This is a genomic window from Streptomyces sp. NPDC057697, assembly GCF_042799335.1.
Taxonomy (GTDB): Bacteria; Actinomycetota; Actinomycetes; order Streptomycetales; family Streptomycetaceae; genus Streptomyces.
This window is the reverse complement of record NZ_JBHVJA010000003.1, coordinates 571,755-590,501: the sequence shown is the minus strand read 5'-3', so window position 1 is coordinate 590,501 and position 18,747 is coordinate 571,755. Positions and strand designations below refer to the sequence as shown.

15 protein-coding genes are annotated in these 18,747 nt (G+C 71.5%); 7 read left to right on the top strand and 8 right to left on the bottom strand.

The window, feature by feature from the left end; all coding sequences use genetic code 11:
- Nucleotides 1–163 precede the first annotated feature (163 nt).
- Together ACFVFH_RS12470 and ACFVFH_RS12465 are read right to left on the bottom strand one after the other, a co-directional pair.
- Nucleotides 164–907 (bottom strand): GntR family transcriptional regulator, encoded by a 744-nt coding sequence (locus ACFVFH_RS12470; protein ID WP_383766344.1) that lies wholly within the window; start codon nucleotides 905–907, stop codon nucleotides 164–166.
- Nucleotides 908–1,023: 116 nt separating this feature from the next.
- On the bottom strand, nucleotides 1,024–2,388 hold the full coding sequence (locus ACFVFH_RS12465) for an aspartate aminotransferase family protein (RefSeq protein ID WP_383766341.1): 1,365 nt from the start codon (nucleotides 2,386–2,388) through the stop codon (nucleotides 1,024–1,026).
- A gap of 541 nt (nucleotides 2,389–2,929) precedes the next feature.
- Here ACFVFH_RS12465 and ACFVFH_RS12460 point away from each other — a divergent pair.
- Nucleotides 2,930–4,738: a serine/threonine-protein kinase gene (locus tag ACFVFH_RS12460; protein WP_383766338.1), complete on the top strand. Its 1,809-nt coding sequence runs from the start codon at nucleotides 2,930–2,932 to the stop codon at nucleotides 4,736–4,738.
- A 23-nt stretch (nucleotides 4,739–4,761) separates the two neighbouring features.
- Here the strand turns inward: ACFVFH_RS12460 and ACFVFH_RS12455 are convergent, their stop codons facing one another.
- Nucleotides 4,762–5,148 (bottom strand): hypothetical protein, encoded by a 387-nt coding sequence (locus ACFVFH_RS12455; RefSeq protein WP_383766809.1) that lies wholly within the window; start codon nucleotides 5,146–5,148, stop codon nucleotides 4,762–4,764.
- Between the two features lie 175 nt (nucleotides 5,149–5,323).
- On the opposite strand from ACFVFH_RS12455, the gene ACFVFH_RS12450 reads away from it, so the two are divergent.
- From ACFVFH_RS12450 to ACFVFH_RS12440, 3 genes are all read left to right on the top strand, one after another.
- Nucleotides 5,324–6,160 carry a Scr1 family TA system antitoxin-like transcriptional regulator gene (locus ACFVFH_RS12450; protein ID WP_383766335.1) on the top strand — a complete coding sequence of 279 codons (837 nt, stop codon included), beginning with the start codon at nucleotides 5,324–5,326 and terminating at the stop codon, nucleotides 6,158–6,160.
- Nucleotides 6,157–6,393, top strand: a complete 237-nt coding sequence (locus ACFVFH_RS12445; RefSeq protein ID WP_329197117.1) for a DUF397 domain-containing protein — start codon at nucleotides 6,157–6,159, stop codon at nucleotides 6,391–6,393. Before ACFVFH_RS12450 ends, ACFVFH_RS12445 begins: the two co-directional genes overlap by 4 nt.
- Nucleotides 6,394–6,535: 142 nt before the next feature.
- Entirely contained in the window at nucleotides 6,536–8,527 is a 1,992-nt protein-coding gene (locus ACFVFH_RS12440; protein WP_383766332.1) for an Ig-like domain repeat protein, read from the top strand.
- A gap of 67 nt (nucleotides 8,528–8,594) precedes the next feature.
- On the opposite strand, the gene ACFVFH_RS12435 is transcribed toward ACFVFH_RS12440, so the two are convergent.
- Nucleotides 8,595–9,452, bottom strand: a complete 858-nt coding sequence (locus ACFVFH_RS12435) for a phosphotransferase family protein (protein ID WP_383766329.1) — start codon at nucleotides 9,450–9,452, stop codon at nucleotides 8,595–8,597.
- Between the two features lie 164 nt (nucleotides 9,453–9,616).
- A complete protein-coding gene (dnaN, locus tag ACFVFH_RS12430) occupies nucleotides 9,617–10,744 on the bottom strand; it encodes a DNA polymerase III subunit beta (protein WP_383766327.1) in 1,128 nt (375 codons plus the stop codon).
- Between the two features lie 330 nt (nucleotides 10,745–11,074).
- On the opposite strand from dnaN, the gene ACFVFH_RS12425 reads away from it, so the two are divergent.
- Nucleotides 11,075–12,769, top strand: coding sequence for a helix-turn-helix domain-containing protein (locus ACFVFH_RS12425; RefSeq protein ID WP_383766806.1), 1,695 nt, complete (start codon nucleotides 11,075–11,077; stop codon nucleotides 12,767–12,769).
- Nucleotides 12,770–12,937: 168 nt separating this feature from the next.
- On the opposite strand, the gene ACFVFH_RS12420 is transcribed toward ACFVFH_RS12425, so the two are convergent.
- The 3 genes from ACFVFH_RS12420 to ACFVFH_RS12410 all read right to left on the bottom strand — a co-directional run bounded on the left by ACFVFH_RS12420 (nucleotide 12,938) and on the right by ACFVFH_RS12410 (nucleotide 16,686).
- Nucleotides 12,938–13,822, bottom strand: coding sequence for a glycoside hydrolase family 19 protein (locus tag ACFVFH_RS12420; RefSeq protein WP_383766325.1), 885 nt, complete (start codon nucleotides 13,820–13,822; stop codon nucleotides 12,938–12,940).
- A 434-nt stretch (nucleotides 13,823–14,256) separates the two neighbouring features.
- Nucleotides 14,257–15,180: a glycoside hydrolase family 19 protein gene (locus ACFVFH_RS12415; protein ID WP_383766322.1), complete on the bottom strand. Its 924-nt coding sequence runs from the start codon at nucleotides 15,178–15,180 to the stop codon at nucleotides 14,257–14,259.
- Between the two features lie 222 nt (nucleotides 15,181–15,402).
- Nucleotides 15,403–16,686, bottom strand: coding sequence for an adenylosuccinate synthase (locus ACFVFH_RS12410; RefSeq protein ID WP_383766319.1), 1,284 nt, complete (start codon nucleotides 16,684–16,686; stop codon nucleotides 15,403–15,405).
- 186 nt (nucleotides 16,687–16,872) lie between these two features.
- Between ACFVFH_RS12410 and ACFVFH_RS12405 the strand changes: the two genes are divergently transcribed.
- Nucleotides 16,873–17,730: a diacylglycerol kinase gene (locus ACFVFH_RS12405; protein WP_383766316.1), complete on the top strand. Its 858-nt coding sequence runs from the start codon at nucleotides 16,873–16,875 to the stop codon at nucleotides 17,728–17,730.
- Between the two features lie 462 nt (nucleotides 17,731–18,192).
- Nucleotides 18,193–18,717 (top strand): hypothetical protein, encoded by a 525-nt coding sequence (locus tag ACFVFH_RS12400; protein ID WP_383766313.1) that lies wholly within the window; start codon nucleotides 18,193–18,195, stop codon nucleotides 18,715–18,717.
- Nucleotides 18,718–18,747: the final 30 nt, after the last annotated feature.

Sequence of the window (18,747 nt, the reverse complement as noted above, 5' to 3'; positions counted from 1 at the left end):
TTCGGGGTATCCAGTTGTCCGGAGTCTCCGGGGGTTCGGAGTCTCCGGGAGTTCGGAGTGTTCCGGAAGGCCGGGACAGACAGCGTAATGCGGTGGGCGCGTTGCGCACAGTGGCCAGGGGGGGGCGGGGGCGGCGGGCAAGGGCCTTCGCCACCTGCGCCTCCTACGCCTCCGGGCTCCGCCCGGCCGCGCGCTCCCGCCGCCCCGGATGTTCGAGCTCTCCGGCGGCGAGCCGGTCCGCCCAGTTCAGCGCGTGGCTGTTGTAGTCGTCCATCACCGTGCGCACCGCGTCGTGGTCGCTGAGCGTGATCGCCGCGACGAGATCCTCGTGGCCGTGCCAGAGCCAGTCCCGGGCGGCCGGGTCGTGGCGCAGATAGGGCACCGCGAACACCCAGGCCTGGACGCGGAGTCGGTGCAGGAAGCCGTTGATGTACGTGTTGCCCACGAGCGCGCCCAGCTCGCGCCAGAACCGCAGGTCGTAGCCGATGAGTATGTCGAGGTCGCCGCCGCGTGCCGCCCGCGCGGCCTCCTGGGCCCGGCGGCGCACCGAGACCAGGCAGTCCCGGAACGCCGCCCGTTGCGCGGGCGAGAGCCCGGCGCCGAAGAAGATCCCGCGGATGACCCCGTCGATGACCAGGCTGCGGGCCTCGACCAGGGACCGGTAGTCGGCGACGGTGAACTCCCGTACCCGGAAGCCCCGGTGCTGGTCCGATTCCAGCAGTCCCTGCGCGGAGAGGTCGAAGAGCGCCTCGCGCACCGGGGTCGCCGAGACCCCGTACTGCTCGGCGATCTGCTTGACCGTGAACTCACGCCCCGGTTGCAGACGTCCGGCCAGCACTTCGTCACGCAGTGCGTCCGCGATCTGCTGCCGCAGCGTACTGCGGGTCACAGCTCCGCTCGCGCACATGGCGCCCCTCCCCATTTCCGGCTCCGGTCACCTTAAGCCAGGGCAGCTGTGCCCGGATCCGGGCAGGGAGGGGCGTCGTGCTGCCGGGCCGCCCGGTGGGGCCGCCCGGCAGCGGGTCACACTGTGTGTTCGTCCGCGACCGACAGCGCCGCGTCGAGGGCCGCGAGGCCCTCCTTGGCCTCGGCCTCGGTGATGTTGCAGGCCGGCACGGCGTGCGTGCGGTTCATGTTGATGAAGGGCCACAGGCCGTGCTTCTTGGCCGCGGCGCCGAAGGCCGCCATCGGCGCGTTGGCCTCGCCCGTCGCGTTGTACGGGACCAGCGGTTCGCGGGTCTCCTTGTTGCGGACCAGGTCCAGCGCCCAGAACGCGCCGAGGCCGCGGACCTCGCCGACCGAGGGGTGGCGCTCGGCCAGTTCGCGCAGGCCGGGGCCGAGGACCGTCTCTCCGATGTGCGCGGCGTTCTCGATGACCTTCTCGTCCTCCATCACGTGGATGGTGGCGACGGCCGCCGCACAGGCCAGCGGGTGACCGGAGTACGTCAGTCCGCCCGGGTAGGCGCGGGTCTCGAAGGTCGCGGCGATCTCGGCGGAGATCGCGACGCCGCCGAGCGGTACGTAACCGGAGTTGACGCCCTTGGCGAAGGTCATCAGGTCCGGCACCACGTCGAAGTGGTCGGCGGCGAACCACTTGCCGGTGCGGCCGAACCCGGCCATGACCTCGTCGAGGACGAAGACGATGCCGTACCGGTCGCAGATCTCGCGGACGCCCGCGAGGTAGCCGGGCGGCGGGGTCATGATGCCCGCGGTGCCGGGGATCGTCTCCAGGATGATCGCGGCGACCGTGCCGGGGCCCTCGAAGGCGAGGGTGTCCTCCAGGTGCTGGAGTGCGCGGGCGCACTCCTCGGCCTCGGTCTCGGCGTGGAACGGCGAGCGGTAGAGGAACGGCGCCCAGAAGCGGACGACGCCCGCCGAGCCGTTGTCGGAGGGCCAGCGGCGCGGGTCACCGGTCAGGTTGATCGCGGTGGAGGTGGCGCCGTGGTACGAGCGGTAGGCGGAGAGCACCTTCGTACGGCCGGTGTGCAGCCGGGCCATCCGTACGGCGTTCTCGACGGCCTCGGCGCCGCCGTTGGTGAAGAAGATCTTGTCCAGGTCGCCGGGGGTGCGCTCGGCGATGAGGCGTGCGGCCTCGGAGCGCGCCTCGATCGCGAACGCGGGGGCGAAGGTGGCGAGCTTGCCCGCCTGCTCCTGGATCGCGGCGACGACGGTGGGGTGCTGGTAGCCGATGTTGGTGTAGACGAGGCCGCTGGTGAAGTCCAGGTAGCGGTTGCCGTCGTAGTCCCAGAAGTACGCGCCCTCGGCGCCGGCGACGGCGAGCGGGTCGATCAGACCCTGGGCGGACCAGGAGTGGAACACGTGCGCGCGGTCGGCGGCCTTCACGGCCGCACCGGCGGCGGGGTCGACATGAGGGGCATGAGGGGTCATGCGGCGAGCGTAGGCGGCGCCGGGAGCCGCCCGACATGACCACCTTGTATGGCGTGGGGCGCTGCGCTGGGCAGGGTGTCGCGTCGTCGGCGTACGAGCGGGAGGGGCGGACCGGCCCGGAACGGGTGTCGCGTCGTCGGCGCACGAGCCGGGGGCGGACTGGCCCCGGAACGAGTGCCCGGCGTACGAGCCGGGGGCAGACCGGCCCGGAACGAATGCCCGGCGTACGAGCCGGGGGCAGACCGGCCCGGAACGAATGCCCGGCGTACGAGCCGGGGGCAGACCGGCCCGGAACGAATGCCCGACGCACGCACCGGGGGCAGACCCGCCCCGGAACGGGTGTCGCGTCGTCGGCGCACGAACGGGGGGGGCGGACCGGCCCGGAACGGGTGCCCGGTGTACGGCCTCTTCCGTGGCGGACCTCTTCGCGTACCCGGCCGAAGCCGCAACCGGCCCGGGTACGCGTTGCGTGGGTCCCTATGATCGAGCGAGCCACGCCAGGCACCGCTCAGTGCCCACCCGGGGAAGGACGTTCAGCGCCATGCAGAGCCTGTCGCCACAGGACCCGCGCGTCATCGGCGCCTACCGGCTGCTGGGCCGGCTCGGTGCCGGGGGCATGGGCCAGGTCTATCTGGCCCGGTCCGAACGCGGCCGCACCGTAGCGATCAAGCTGGTCCGCGGCGAGCTGGCGGAGCAGCAGGAGTTCCGCGACCGGTTCCGGCACGAGGTGCGGGCCGCCCGCCAGGTCGGCTCCGCCTGGACCGCCCCCGTGCTGGACGCGGACACCGAGGCCGCCGTGCCCTGGGTCGCCACCGGATACGTCGCCGGGCCCTCTCTGCACGCCACCGTCACCGGCCGCTCCCGCACCACCCCCGAGGGGACGGTCTCCGGCGCCTACGGCCCGCTGCCCGTGCGTTCGGTCCACATCCTGGGCAGCGGGCTCGCCCATGCCCTGCGGGCCATCCATGCCGCCGGGATCATCCACCGCGACCTCAAGCCCTCCAACATCCTGCTGACGATAGACGGGCCGCGCGTCATCGACTTCGGCATCGCCCGCGCGCTCGACACCGTCGCCGACGGCAGCGTCACCCGCACCGGGGCCCTGGTCGGATCGCCCGGTTTCATGGCGCCCGAGCAGGTGCGGGGCGAGCGGGTGACCCCGGCGTGCGACGTGTTCTGTCTGGGTTCGGTGCTGGCGTACGCCGCGACCGGGCGGCTTCCGTTCGGGGCCTCCGACAGCGGCGCGGCCGCGCAGATGTTCCGGATAGCCAAGGAGGACCCGGACCTGACCGGCGTCCCCGACGCCCTCGTCGGCCTCGTCCGGGACTGCCTGCACAAGGACCCGGCCGCCCGGCCGACGACCGACGCGATCCTGGCCCGGCTGGGCGGCATCGACTCGGCCGAGCCCTGGCTCCCCGCCGCGCTGATAGCCCAGCTCGGCCGCCACGCGGTGGAGTTGCTGGACTCGGAGGACCCGGAGGACGAGGCGGCGGCCGCGCCCGCCCCCGCGCCGGACGTGAGACCCCCGGCGCCCGCGCCCACCACGTCCGCCACCCCCGTCACGCACCACCCCGCGGCGGCCGCAGCCTCGACCCCTCCCCCGGCCCCCGGCTACGGCTACCCGCCGCACCCCGGCCAGGGCTTCGGCCCCCCGCAGCCCCCGACCGGGTACGGCTATCCGCCGCAGCAGCAACAGCCGTACCAGCAGACCGGGTTCGGCCCCACGCCCCCGTTCGGCCCCGGGTACCCCACCGCCGCGCAGTCCGAGCCCGCACCCGCCCGCCGCCGGAAGGGCCCGACCATCGCGCTCATCGCCGTCGCCGTGCTGGTGGCCATAGGGGCGGGCGGTTCCGTCTACGCCCTCATGAACGGCAAGCCGCCCCGCCCCGACCCGTCCCCCACCGGCTCCTCGTCCGCCTCGGGCGGGTCCTCGGGTTCCCCGGACGGCTCCCCGTCGCCGGATTCCACCGACGACCAGAAGAGCGGCGACGGCAGCATCCCGTCCGGCTACCTCGGCACCTGGTCGAGCGCCATCGACAACGCGGCCGGTCACTCCACCCGCAAGCTCGTCATCCAGCAGGGCAAGGTGGGCGAGAACGTCCTCACCCTCACCGCAGACGGCCCGCTCGACACCGGCGGCTCCTACCACTGCGTCTTCCAGGCGACCCTGACCGCGGAGCCCTCCCCGGACGGCCCCGTCGAGGTCGGCCCCTCCACGGTCACCACGGGCGAACCCATGACCTCCTGCACGGCGGGCAAGGCCACCACGCTCACCCTCTCCGCGGACGGCACCCTGAGCCGCGAGAACAACGACAGCGGCGAGCGGCTCACGTACACGAAGGACGACTGAGCGGATGCGCTCCCCGAGGCCGTTCAGCGCAGGAGCGCCGAAGCCGCGTTGAGCAGCAACAGCGCATGGACGAACCTGCCCGGCCTCGTCGGCGGGAAGTACCACGCCAGCGGCCATGTCCGTCCGCACAGGGCCGGGACCGGTACGTAACTGACCTTGTTCGCCGTGGTGTTGAGCCGGGTGACCCCCGCAGGCCACGCCTTGCCGAGCGTGCTCCCTACCGGGACGAAAAAGTACACCGCCCGCCGCCCGTTCGCCTCGGCGACGACGGGCCCCGGCTCACCGCCCGTGATCGCCTCCATCAGCAAGGCCAGCCGACGCCCGTCTTCCCCGTCCACGCGTAGGGCGTCGAAGTGCACGCCTGCTTTGCGCAGTTGAAATCCGGAGTAAGGAATCCACTCAAGGTTCAGTTCACTTTTCTGTGCATTCACAGGACCAGTCTGGCCTCTATTGGTTAGCGTTTTACTCGACTGACGAGGGGCGTCGCATAGCCGTTGACCTGCGCGAACTCCCGTAAAACTCAGTTGAGTCCGGCAGTTCTGGGTAGTGACCGGTTGAGACCGGTTGAGTCGAAAAGGGATCGCAATGGCACGAGCGGAGAACAAGGAAACGGCGAGTCCGACAGCCAAGTTGGTGGCCGATGTGGCCAAAAGGGCACGGCTTCGGAAAAGGATGACTCAGGAGCAACTCGGAAACGAGATCGGCTTCTCGGCGGCGGCGGTGAGCGCCATGGAGACGTGTGCGCAACCGGCGAGCGACGACATGCTGGTGGCGCTGGAGCGGGCGCTCGGGGACGGCCTGGGCATGTTCGAGCAAGCGCGGTTGTACATGCGGATGGAGGCGTATCCGCCGCAGTTCAAGCCTCACGCTCCGCTTGAGCAGGCCGCGATCAGCCTCCACCTGTACGCGACTCACGTCGTGCACGGTCTGTTCCAGACGGAGGACTACGCCAGGGCGCTGATCGGTGGCGGCTACCCGCCGCTGTCGGACCAGCGGGTGGACCAGCTCGTGGAGGCACGCGTGCTCCGCAAAGCGCTCTTCGACCGGGATCCGCTGCCCATGATCGAGCTAATCCTCGAAGAGTCCGTGCTCACCAGGGTCATCGGCAATGCCTCGATCATGAGGGAGCAGATGCGACACCTCGCGGACCTTGCTCGCCGCCGCAACGTAACGCTCCTGGTGTTGCCTCTGGACTGCGGTAAGTTCGGAGAGTACGCAGGTGACCGAGGCGGCATGACGCTGGTGGAGACCCCTCAGCACGACCGACTCATCTACCTGGAGCCGCAGGATGAGAGTCTGCTGATCAGCGACCCTGGGAAGGTGAGCACGTACGCCCAGCGCTATGCGAAGATCCGGTCACAGGCCATGGGTCCTCGTGAATCGCTGGACCTCATCAAGCGGTTGGCAGGAGTAAAGGAATGACCAGCACCCTGCGGTGGTTCAAGTCCAGCTACAGCGACAGTGGCGGCGGCAACTGCATCGAGGTGGCCTTCAACTGGCACAAGTCCTCGTACAGCAGCTCCAGCGGTGGCGAGTGCATCGAGGTCGCCGCCTGCACCCACGCTGTTCACATCCGGGACTCCAAGGTGCCCGAGGGCCCCACGTTCGAGGTCGCTCCCGATGCCTGGACCACGTTCCTCACCTGGGCGAACTGACGTTTCGCGGGGTCGGGAGTGCCCTGGCCCCGCAAATGTGTACGACTTGTGGACGTCATGACATACCCTGCGTTCCTGGGCCGCACCCCGCTCTCATCTGCGGGTGCCATGCGGCCCTCTCTTACCGTGGGGGTAACTCGTTTTGCGTACGCGCAGAATCTCGGCCGCGACCTCGCTCGCAGTCCTCTTCAGCTCAGTGGTTCTGGTCGGCGGGGCGGCGAATCCGGCCGCCGCCGACTCCAGCAAGGTCCTTCCCGCCGCGTCGGTCGGCGACATCGTCGCGGACGGTGTGCACAAGCGGGTCTTCATCAGTGACCCGACCGGCGGCAAGGTGCTCGTCGCCGACTACAACGGCGCGGTCATCGGCACGATCGCCTCTCTGCCGGGCGTGACCGGCCTCGAACTCTCCGCCGACTCCGGCACGCTGTACGCCGCCGTCCCGGGCGCCGACGCGATCGTCACCATCGACACGGCCGGGCTCAAGGAGTCCGCCCGGTACGCGACCGGCGAGGGCACCGACCCGAAGCACCCGGCGCTGGCGGGCGGCAAGCTCTGGTTCGGGTACGGGGCGGCGGGCGAGGGCAACATCGGCTCGCTCGACCTGTCCGGCGCCGAGCCGGTCGTCACCCTGGACCAGGACCAGGACCGCACCTGGTTCTCCGCCCCGACCCTGGCGTCCACGCCCGGCGCGCCGGGCACGCTGGCCGCCGGCATCGAGACGCAGAGCCCGGCGGAGCTGGCCGTGTACGACGTCGCCTCGGGGACGGCCACGCGGACCGCGCACGCCTCCGTCGACGGGGGCAACATGCGCGACCTGGCGCTGAGCCCGGACGGCAAGCAGATCGTGGTGGCCAGCGCGGCCCCGAACCGGCACCAGGCGTACAACACGGCGGACCTCACGCGGGGGACCGCGTACGCGTCCACGTCGTACCCCAACGCGGTCGACATCGCCCCGAACGGCACGGTCGCCGCGGGCTCGTCCGCCTGGTACGACCCGGACGTCTACGTCTACAAGCCCGGCAGCACCACCAAGCCGGTCCGCACATACGACTTCCCCAACACCGGGAACAGCAGCGGCGCGGACACCCTGGCGGACGCGGGGCTGGCCTGGGCACCGGACACCAGCAGGCTGTTCGCGGTCACCGAGAACAGCGCGGGCGTCCGTTCGCTGCGGGTGCTCACCGACGCCGTGAAGTCGGTCTCCACCGTCACGGTCAGCGCCCCGGCGAAGTCGGCGCTGAACAAGAAGCTGACCGTCACCGGCCGGGTGAAGTCCACGGGCGCGTTCCCGGCGGGCGCCAAGGCCACGGTCACGCGCACCGACATCGAGTCGCCCAAGGGCAAGACGCTGCCCGCGGTGACGCTCAAGTCGGACGGCAGCTTCTCCTTCACCGACACCCCGACCGCGGGTGGCCAGGTCACGTACAAGGTGTCGTACGCGGGCGACGCGACCCACTCCGCGGCCTCCGGCTCGGACAAGGTCGCCGTGCCCCGCACGGTCACCTCGATGAGCCTGAACCACAACAAGGCGCTGTACGCGTACGGCACCGACGTGACGTTCACCGCGCACCTCGGCAAGACGTACAAGAACCGCACCGTCGAGCTGTGGGTGGACCCGTTCGGCTCGGACAAGCCGAACAAGCTGGTGAAGACCGGCAAGGTCGACTCCAAGGGGAATCTGTCGACCAAGGTCGACATGACCCGGGACACCACCGTCTCCGCGGTGTTCAAGGGCGACGGCCGGTACACCTCGAAGAAGGTCACGTCGGTCGCGTACGCCAAGGTGAAGGTCTCGACCTCCATCGCCAAGCAGTACAAGACGGCGAAGATCGGCAAGACGTCGTACCGGTACTTCCACAAGAAGACCGACCCGGTCTTCACGACGACGATGACGTACTACAAGAACCGCGCGCACAAGCTGTCCCTGGAGCTGTACTACCAGGGCAAGTGGTACGACGCGGGCTCGCAGTACTTCAAGCTCGGCACGGCCGGGAAGTCCATCGTGACGCTGAAGGGCACCCACGACACGGGCTACCGGATGCGTGTCCGCGCCTCGTACGTGAACGGCACCTCGGGCGACACGGTGAACTCCACCACGCACGGCGCCTGGCAGTACTTCATCTTCACGAAGTGACCTGCTGAGCGGGTGAGTTGATCGGTGGGGGCCGCTTTCCTTCCTCGGCCCCCACCTTCCCGGTCGGTCAGCCCAGCAGTGCGCGCAGCCGGAGCGCCTGCCGCTCGTCCGTACCGGGCGGGTTCCTGGAGTCTGCGGGGTCTGCGGCGGCGAGGATGAACAGCCAGGTCAGCGCCAGCAGACGGCGGCAGTCCCGCAGCCGGGCGCGCTCCTGGGCGGTCAGGTCGAAGCAGGCGAGGAAGGCGGCGGCATCCAAACCGCCGCCGACACCGTCATCGACACCGCCGCCGACACCCGCGTCGACCCAGCTCGACACGTGTTCGGTGATCTCCGCGAGTTCGAAGGCCCGGTCGCTGCGGCCGGAGTCCTCGAAGTCGACCACCGCGATGCGTGAGGTCTCCGCGTCCCAGAGGTAGTTGGCGAGGTTGCCGTCACCGGCGCCGAAGACCGGCGCGGGCCCGTCCGTCGCGGCGGCCCGGTCCCGGCGGCCGTCCAGCCAGGCCATGCCCTCGCGCAGAGCCTCGCGCACCACCGTTCCGGTGCCCGGCGCCGGGGTGCGGTCGTACCGGGTGCGCAGGTCCGCGATCAGCCCGGCCTCGTGGCCGGGGCGCATCGGCACCCGGAGCAGCCGGTCGCGGGGGACGGCCCGGTACATCGCGTCCAGTGTCCCGGCCAGCGCCGCCAGGCGCGCCGCGTCCACCGGGGCTCCGCGCAGCGGAACGCCCGGCACCCGTGACATCACCACGGTCGGCGGGTCGGCCTCGCGGTCGACGGAGAGGGGCGCGGGGGCGAGGCCGGGCGCGTGGCCGTGCAGCAGGGTCAGCGCCCGCCACTCGCGGTCGAGCAGGGCGCGGACGTCGCCCTTCCGGTACCGCTTCGTCACGGTGTCGCCGCGGATCTCGATGTCATGGGTGCTCCACCGCACGGGGTCATGATGCCCCGGATCGACCGGGAGCAGCGGCTGTTCGGGCTGCTGGCGGATCGGGATCCGGGCGCGCGGGCCCCGGCACCGTCCCCAGGCCCTGTCTTCAAACTGCGGTCGTCCGGCCGGAGGCCGGAGGCCGGGCGACGGCAGCTTGAAGACAGGGCCTAGAGCAGCGGCTTGGCCGACATCAGCAGGTGCTGGTGGGTGGTGGGGCGGGGGTCCGCCGTGTCCGCCCCGGGCGTCCGGCCGGTGACCATCGCGCGCTGGCCGGGGCCCATCAGACCGAACCTGATCACGGGGGTGCCGAAGGAGCCCAGGGCGTCCATCAGATAGCCGGGGTTGAAGGCGACCGTCAGCTCGACCGCGCCCTCCAGCACGGCCGGCAGGCGCTGAGAGGCGACATCGTCCTCGTAGCCCGCCTGGAGCAGCACCGAGCCTTCGGAGAAGGTGAGATGGAGCGGGCTGCCGCCCTCCGCGACCACGGCGACCCGCTTGACGGCCTCGACCAGGGGCGCCCGGTCCGTCTCCGCCGTGACCGCGCCGGTCATGGTGAACAGCTTGTCGTGGCGCGGCAGCCGTCCGTCGAGCAGGCGCACCGTCGTACGCATCCCGGCCAGCTCGAAACCGGCCGAGCCGCCGTCCAGCGCGAGCCGGACCAGGCCGCCGCCCGGACCGAAGGAGCGGGCGATCTCGGTGAGCCTGCGGGCGGAGACCACCACATCGGCCGCCGCCCCGTCCGCGCCGGGCTTCCAGGCGAGCGTGCGCACCGCGAACCGGTAGCGGTCCGTGGCGGCGAGGGTCATCGTGTCGCCGTCCAGCGCCAGCCGGATGCCGGTCAGCGTCGGCAGCGCGTCGTCCCGGCCCGCCGCCACCGCCACATGGGCGACGGCCGCCGCGAACTCCTCCGCGTCCACCTCACCGAGCACCGCGGGCAGCGGGGGCAGGGCCGGGTAGTCGTCGAGGGGCAGCACCGCGAGGCCGAACCGGGCGCCGTCGCTCGTCAGCGAGAACCGTGAGCCCTCGACCGCGCACTCCACCACCTTCTCGGGCAGCACCCGGCAGACGTCGAGCAGCCGACGGCCCATGACCAGCACCTTCCCGGCCCGTACGGTCTCCGCCGCCACCTCGATGCGGGCGGACGCCTCGTAATCCAGGCCCGAGATGGTCAGCCGCCCGTCGGCCGCCTCCAGCAGCAGGCCACCCAGCACGGGGACGGGCGAGCGGGTGGGCAGCACCCGGGCGGCCCAGGCCACGGCGTCGGTCAGTGCGGTGCGCTCGATGCGGAACTCCATGGCGACGGTCTCCCCCGGTCGACTCCGGCTCGCGCACGCGAGCCTGGGCCGACCCTAGGGGCCACCACTGACAACGGAGGGTACGGCTGCGGCCGACGACAGCGGCTACCCCCGTGAGCCGCGGCCGTCGCCCCCTGCCCCTCCCCCCGAGGGTGCCGCAGCCGTGTTCGGACTCTAGGTGCTCGGGTACGTACCCGGAAGCTTCAATTCGCACGGTGTGGGCCGTGTCGGGTATCAGTCCGCACAATCAAACCGGTACCCTTCATTCCGGTTTTTGGCGGGAGTGGAGGGTCTGTGCGCGCGCGGAAACGGGCCGATGACGTACTGCGGATGTACCGGCTGGCCCGGTCGGGCGGGGCCAGGGAGCTCCTGCACTGGGTGTCGGGCCGGGCGGCGGGCTGGGCCGGGCTGCTCGACGGGGACGGCACCGTACTGCACGGCGTGACGCGCGGGGCGGACGGCACGGGCATCGACGCGGCGGCGCTGACGGGCGTGGACGCGGCGGCGCTGGCGGGCGAGTACGCCAGGGACCTTTCGCGGCTCGAAGCCCGCTCGTTCGCCTTCGACCGGGGGCCGCACACCGCGCTGCTGTTCCCGTTGGACGGCCCGCCGGATGCCACCGCCCCGATCCTCGCCGTGGTAGCGCCGCGCCCGCTGCCGGACGGGCTCGCCGTGCTGCTCTCCGACGTGGCCATGCCGCTCGCCATGTGCTGGGCGGCGGAGACCGTGGAACGCAAGCGGCTCCGCGTCGACCTCGCGGAGTCCCGCAGCCGGGAGGCGGTGCTGCATCTGCTCATGACGGGCCAGCTGTCCATCGCCCACCAGGTGGCGGGCGCCCTGCGCCCCACGCTGCCCGACCCCGTGCGGGTGTACGTCGTGGAGTGCCCGAGCGGCCGCCGGGACGAGGTGGCACGGATCTGCGAGGAGCTCTCCGCGGGGCGGTCCTGGATCGTCCGCTGCCCGGTCTACGCGCGCCATCTGATCCTCGTCGTACCGGCGGACGCGGACGCGGCCGAACAGCGGCTCGGGCTCCGGGCCGCCGAGGTGGTGCCCGAGTGCGTCGTGGGCGTGAGCGAGAACGTACCGCTGCCCGACACGGCGACCGGCTACCGCCAGGCGTTCCACGCGCTGGCCGTGGCCCGGGGGCTTCCGGAGCGGCACGCCCGCTTCGGTTCGGCGCCGGACCCGACCGTGGCCGCCGGGGAGGCCGGCGCGCGGTGGGCCGACGAGCTGCTCGGCCCGCTGCTCACCCACCAGCCCCGTCGCAGCCAGGACCCGGGCAGCCAGGAACTCGCGGCGACGCTCGCCTCCTGGCTCGCGTTCGCCTCGCACGCGACCCAGCACCTGAAGATCCACCGGAACACCCTGGCCGCCCGGCTCCGGCTGATCGGCGAGCTGCTCGGCCTCGATCTGAACCGGGTCGGCGACCAGGCCGCCCTCGACCTGGCCCTGCGCATCCGCGCCACCCCGACCGGGCTCCGGACCGTCGGAGCGACCGGGCTCCGTGGCACCGGCCCGGACGAGCGGGACGGCCGATCGGCGCTCGGCACGGACGCCCGGTCACGGCTCGGCGCGGACGCCCGGTCACGGCTCGTACCGGAGTCCGGGCCGGCGCTCGTACCAGGGTCGGGACCCGCGCTCGTACCGGAGTCCGGGCCGGCGCTCGTACCGGAGTCCGGGCCGGCGCTCGTACCGGAGTCCGGACCGGTGTTCGGTCTGGACGACATCCTGCGCGGTCCGGCCGTTCGGGAGTGGGCCGCCCAGCAGCTGCGCCCGCTCAGCGTCTCCGGCGCCTCCCGTGCCGCCGCCGACCCACGGACGACGCTCCGCACCTGGCTGGCGTGTGAGGCCAACCTCGGTGCGACGGCGCAGGCGTTGGGGATTTCGGTGCCGGGGGCCCGTAAGCGCCTCGCCCGGCTCGAATCGATTCTTCAGCGCTCACTGCTCCAGGCACCGAGCGCCCGTTACGACCTGTGGCTCGCCTTCCGGGCCCTGGACGGCGCGGACGCGGACGACGCCCGATGAACCGGAACGGGAACAGGAACGGAATCGGAACGGGAATCGGAACGGGGACTGAAACCGGAATGGGGGCGTGTCCGGCCGGGGCCGGGCACGCCCCCTTCGGGTGGGGGGTCCACCACCGAGGGTCCGTCGGCCGTCGCGGTCACGGCCGGCGGACCCACGGAGTGGGGGTCAGCAGCTCAGGTTCGAGCCGGGGGTGGTGCCGAGGATCGCCACGAACGCCTGGTAGCGGTCGATACGGCTCTGGACCTGGGCGGGGTTGCCGCCGTTGCACTCCAGGCTGCCGTTGATGGAGCGGATCGTCTCGCCGAAGCCCGCGCCGTTCACCATGGCGTTGTGCGCGGTCATGGTGCCGGGGCCGTTCTGGGTGTTCCAGTACCAGAGGCCGGTCTTCCAGGCGACCGAGGCGTTCTGCTCGACCAGGTACGGATTGCCCAGCAGGTCGATGCCCAGGGCGTCACCGGCGGCCTTGTAGTTGAAGTTCCAGCTGAGCTGGATCGGCCCGCGGCCGTAGTACGCGGCCTGTCCGGCCGGGCAGCCGTAGGGCTGGCTGCTGTCGCAGTAGTGCGGGTAGTTGGCCGTGTTCTGCTCGACCACGTACACCAGACCGCCCGTCTCGTGGCTGACGTTGGCGAGGAACGCCGCCGCCTCCTGGCGCTTCACGGTGTCGCTCCCGGTGTTCGCGAAGGCCGGGTAGGCGCTCAGAGCCGCGGTCAGACCGTCGTACGTGTAGAACGGATTCCGGTTCGGGAACATCTGGTTGAACTGCGCCTCGCTGACGACGAAGCCGGACGGGGTGCCCGGGTCCGTGCCGCCGCCTCCGCAGCTGCCCTGGTCCGCCCAGACGTCGGAGCTGCCGGGGGTCTCGTTCTGGGTCCACCACTTGGCGGTCCAGTTGTGTCCGTTGTAGGAGGCCGAACCGCCGCCGGTGTAGACGGACGAGGAGTTCCAGGGGGCCGCGCACTCGGCTGCCGCGGCGGTGGTGGCGGGGAGAACGACGACCATTGCGACGACCGCGCCCAGCGCGGCGAGCAGGCCCATGATGCGTCTGATCATGCGATCACTCCTTCGGTGCGGCGCAGCGAACGCAGTGAACCGGCCGGTGCACCGCCATGGGGGGCGTGACGGTCACTCAAGCGCCGCCACACGGGGCTGTCAAGGTCTAGACCAACGTCCGCTCACGCCTCCGCCGGGGCGCCCGCAGGCGGGCCGACGACGCGTACGCACCACTGGACCCTTCCTCAACAGGGTTGATTCCGGAGGGAGTTCATCCGGATCAGGCACCTCGGACCGGACGGGCCCGCAGGTAAAAAATCTGGGGACCCGTCCACCATGCGGGACACCGGGACCACCCGGGCGAGCGACGCGGCCTCGGCGCGGGGTCGGGGAGTGGGCGACGAACCGTCAGCCGTCCCCCGCCAGCCGCCGGCCGACCCGGTGGTGTGACGTAGCGTCAGTGCTCGACGCCCGGTCGGTCCATCGGCGGGGCGTCAGCAGCTCAGGCGGGAGCCCGGTGCCGTACCGAGGACGCCGGTGATCCGTTCGTACCCGGCGACCCTGGCCGCGACCGAGGCGGGATTGCCACCGTCGCACTCCAGGGCGCCGTTGAGCGAACGGATCGTTTCACCGAACCCCGCGCCACCGACCATTGCCTCGTGCGAGGTCATCGTTCCGGGGCCGTTCTGGGTGTTCCAGTACCAGAGGGCCGTCTGCCAGGCGATGGACGGGTCCTGCTCGACCAGCCAGGGGTTGTTGAGGAGATCGAGGCCGAGCGCGTCGCCCGCGGCCTTGTAGTTGAAGTTCCAGCTGAACATGATCGGGCCCCGGCCGTAGTACGCCTTCTGCCCCGCCGGACAGCCGTACGGCCGGCTGTAGTCGCACTTGCGCCAGTAGTTGTCCTCGTTGATCTCCTTCACGTACTGGAGCCCGACCGACTCGAAGTCCGCGTGGGTCAGGAACGCCGCGGCCTCCTGCGCCCGGGTGGTCGGCGTACCGGTGTTGGCGAAGCGTGGGTAGGCGTGCAGGGCGTCGATCAGGCCCTGGTACGTATAGAAGGGGTTGCGGTCCGGGAAGATCTCGTCGAACTGCGCCTCGCTGATGACGAAGTCCGAGACCCCGCCCGTGCAGGCCCCTTCGTCGGCCCAGACGCTCGTGGCACCCGGATTCTCGTTCTGTGTCCACCACTTGGCCGTCCAGTTGCGGCCGTGGTGCGAGACCGTGCCGCCCTGTGTGTAGGCGGTCGACGAACTCCACACGGGCGCGCACTTCGGAGCCGGATCCGCGGTGACAGACGCGAAAGCGGAGGTGGAGGTGGAGGTGGAGGTGGAAGTGGAGGTGGAGGTGAAGGCGGGTGTGGAGGCGGTGGCGGTGGCGGCGGGAAGGAAGGCGGCCGTCGCGACTACGGAACTCAGCACGATCAGAAGGCTCTTGATGCGTTTCAGCGCTGCTCACTCCTTCGGCAGGGCACGCCGAACACCTCAGCGGGCCGTCTGGACGTCCCGCCACTCAAGCGGCGATGGTCTGGACCTGTCAAGGTCTGGACCAATGGGCCGGGTGACCGTCCGGGAGACGGGAGAGGGCCGGGATTCGCCGTCCCGGCCCTCTCCGCGTTCGCCGCCCCTGCGGGGCCGCCGCTCCTACAGGAAGGAGTTGATCTCGATGGTCTCGGTCCGGCCGGGGCCGACGCCGATCGCGGAGATCGGGGCGCCGGACATCTCCTCCAGCGCCTTCACGTACGCCTGCGCGTTCTTCGGCAGGTCACCGAAGGTCTTGGCCTTCGTGATGTCCTCGGACCAGCCCGGCAGCATCTCGTAGACCGGCTTCGCGTGGTGGAAGTCGGTCTGGCTGTACGGAAGCTCCTCGACGCGCTTGCCGTCGATCTCGTACGCCACGCACACCGGGATCTGCTCCCAGCCGGTCAGCACGTCCAGCTTGGTGAGGAAGAAGTCGGTGAGGCCGTTGACCCGGGTCGCGTACCGCGCGATGACCGCGTCGAACCAGCCGCAGCGACGGTCGCGGCCGGTGGTGACACCGCGCTCGCCACCGATGCGGCGCAGCGCCTCGCCGTCCTCGTCGAGCAGCTCCGTGGGGAACGGGCCCGCGCCGACGCGGGTCGTGTACGCCTTGAGGATGCCGATGACCCGGGTGATCTTCGTCGGACCCACGCCGGCACCGGTGCAGGCACCGCCCGCGGTCGGGTTCGACGAGGTGACGAAGGGGTACGTGCCGTGGTCGACGTCGAGCAGCGTGCCCTGACCGCCCTCGAAGAGGACGACCTTGCCCGCGTCGATGGCGTCGTTGAGGATCAGCGTCGTGTCGGCGACGTACGGCTTGATCTGCTCCGCGTACTGGAGCATCTCCTCGACGATCTTGCCGGACTCGATCGCGCGCCGGTTGAAGACCTTGGCGAGGAGCTGGTTCTTCTGCTCCAGGGCCGCCTCGACCTTCTGCTCCAGGATCGACTCGTCGTAGAGGTCCTGGACGCGGATGCCCACGCGGTTGATCTTGTCGGCGTAGGTCGGGCCGATGCCGCGACCGGTCGTGCCGATCTTGCGCTTCCCGAGGAACCGTTCCGTCACCTTGTCGACGGTGACGTTGTACGGAGTGATCAAATGGGCATTGCCGCTGATCAGCAGCTTGGACGTGTCCACGCCGCGGTCGTTCAGCCCACTCAGCTCGGAGAGCAGGACGGCCGGGTCGACGACGACACCGTTTCCGATGACCGGGGTACATCCCGGCGAAAGGATTCCGGAGGGGAGGAGATGCAATGCGTACTTCTGGTCACCGACGACCACCGTATGGCCGGCGTTGTTGCCGCCTTGGTAACGCACCACATAGTCCACGGATCCACCGAGGAGGTCGGTGGCCTTTCCCTTGCCCTCGTCACCCCACTGAGCACCGAGCAGCACAAGTGCGGGCACAGGCGTACACCCCTTCCGGGCGGGGCATGTCCAAGGTCAGGGGGCGTACGTAAACGTCGTACATGCCGTACGACGATGTACGACAAGGCCTGAACCGTCGAACCGGGTGCCCCGGAATAGACGAAGCCCCTGGCGCAATAGCGCAAGGGGCTCTTGCACCAAGATGCTACCCGAGGAAGGACCGAGGTGTCGGCTGCCCAGCCCCCCGGCGACGGTGCGCACCAGCTGCTGGTGGTCATCGACCCGGTCGCCCGCCGGACCGACGGCGAATCCGTGCGTATCGCGAAGGACGTGCTGAGCGCCGGTTCGCACGCCAAGATCTGCCTGCCCGACGGGCCCGAGGAATTCGCCCGAGCCCTGTCGCGGCGGGGCGGCCGGCGGCCGGTGGTGGTCGGCGACGACCGCGCGCTGCGGCGGGCGGTGGCCCAGCTGTACCGGGAGCGGGAGCCGTCCGGGAGCGCGCTCTCGCTGGTCCCGGTCGGCAGCGCGGCCACGCTGGAACTCGCGCATTCGCTCGGCGTGCCCACGGGCGCGGTGGCGGCGGCGCGCACCGCGCTGGACGGTGCCGCGCGCAGGCTCGACCTCCTGGTCGACGACAGCGACGGCGTCGTCCTGGGGGCGCTGCACATCCCGGCCCTGAGCGCGCCGCCGGGCGCGGCGGGCGCGCACACCGGGGTCACCGCGGTCTGGGACACCTGCCGCCATCTGGTCCGCACCCTGGTGCGCCCGGCCCCGGCGGCGCCCACCGCCCCGGCGGCCACGCACCGGCTGCGGGTCGAGGCGGACGGCGTGCTGCTGAACGATCTGGACCGCCCGGTCGAATCGGTGACGGTCACCTCGCGCGGTGGCGACGGGGGCCTGGCGGACGTGGTGATCAGGCCGCCGGCGGCCGACCCGGAGACGACGGAGGCGAAGGCCGTCACGGTCTCGGGCGCGGACTTCCGCTACCGGGCGGACATACAGGTCGGCGGCCCGGTCCGGACGAGGACGTGGACGGTGCGGGCGGGGGCCTGGGGACTGATGCTGCCGACGGGCGAGAGCTAGCGGGCCTCCGGCCGAGGGGCGCGGCGAGCGGAGCGAGACGGGGGAGGAACGGGCGCGAGAGGGGGCGAGAGGGGGCGAGAGGGGGTGTCGGGCATCTCGGAGGATGCGGACGGGGTCAAGGACGCGGACAGACCCGAGGATGCGGACGGAGCGAAGGACGCCTGCGTCTCGAACGGAGCGAAGGACGCCTGCGTCTCGAACGGAGCGGACGGGGCCACGGGCGCGGAAAGGCCCGGCTCGGACGGGGGCGGGGGCGGGGGCGGGAGCGAGGGCGGGAGCGGGGAGCCGGAAGCAGCCGCTCCGGCCGTTCGGGCCTCGTACTCCGCACTGGCCCGCACAGCGGACCTACAAGCCCGGCGGCGGGGCCCGGACACCGGGAAACCCCGGGGCACGGGCGATGTACGAGCGGGGCAGCCGGTGACCTGGTGGCGGGTGCCGACGCTCCGGTGGGACACCGGAATCATGCGGGCCGCAGGTCTGCTCGGGTACGCGGCCGTCGTCGCCGTGGTGTGCGGGGGCTGGGGGATCGGCGCGGTCCCGGGAGCGGCGAGGGCGGGCGCGGTCCTCAGCGGGATCGTGGGGGTCTACTTCGCCTGGCGGGCATGCGTCACGCGCATCCCGTTCGCGCGCCGGGCGGCACGTGCCGCCCACGCCCCGGAGCCCCGGACGCGGCGGTACGCGCTGCTGTTCGACGTGCACGACGCGGCTGAGGGGCCCCTGTTGGTGATCTACCCGTCCGAGGGGGCGGAGGCGCTTCCGGAGGGGCTGCTGAGGCTCGTACCGCCGGGGCGGGGCAAGTGCCCCTGGGCGGGGCTTCCCGCACCGGCCGGGGAGGTCGAGCTGCGTGGGTGGCTCGACGGGTCGCCGGTGGTCGTCGCCTGGATGGAGGGGCGGCCGTACTGGCCGCTGGACGTGTACCAGGTCATCGACCCGTCCGATCCGGAGGCCCTCGCAGCCGTGGCGGAGCTGCTCCCCGGCCCGATGTGACGGACGCGCGACGGTGCGCGACGGCGGGCG

Bases quoted from the DNA above. Each gene is read 5' to 3' on its own strand.
- ACFVFH_RS12470 (WP_383766344.1), bottom strand. From the start codon at position 907: ATGTGCGCGAGCGGAGCTGTGACCCGCAGTACGCTGCGGCAGCAGATC.
- ACFVFH_RS12465 (WP_383766341.1), bottom strand. From the start codon at position 2,388: ATGACCCCTCATGCCCCTCATGTCGACCCCGCCGCCGGTGCGGCCGTG.
- ACFVFH_RS12460 (WP_383766338.1), top strand. From the start codon at position 2,930: ATGCAGAGCCTGTCGCCACAGGACCCGCGCGTCATCGGCGCCTACCGG.
- ACFVFH_RS12450 (WP_383766335.1), top strand. From the start codon at position 5,324: ATGGCACGAGCGGAGAACAAGGAAACGGCGAGTCCGACAGCCAAGTTG.
- ACFVFH_RS12445 (WP_329197117.1), top strand. From the start codon at position 6,157: ATGACCAGCACCCTGCGGTGGTTCAAGTCCAGCTACAGCGACAGTGGC.
- dnaN (WP_383766327.1), bottom strand. From the start codon at position 10,744: ATGGAGTTCCGCATCGAGCGCACCGCACTGACCGACGCCGTGGCCTGG.
- ACFVFH_RS12425 (WP_383766806.1), top strand. From the start codon at position 11,075: ATGTACCGGCTGGCCCGGTCGGGCGGGGCCAGGGAGCTCCTGCACTGG.
- ACFVFH_RS12420 (WP_383766325.1), bottom strand. From the start codon at position 13,822: ATGATCAGACGCATCATGGGCCTGCTCGCCGCGCTGGGCGCGGTCGTC.
- ACFVFH_RS12400 (WP_383766313.1), top strand. From the start codon at position 18,193: ATGCGGGCCGCAGGTCTGCTCGGGTACGCGGCCGTCGTCGCCGTGGTG.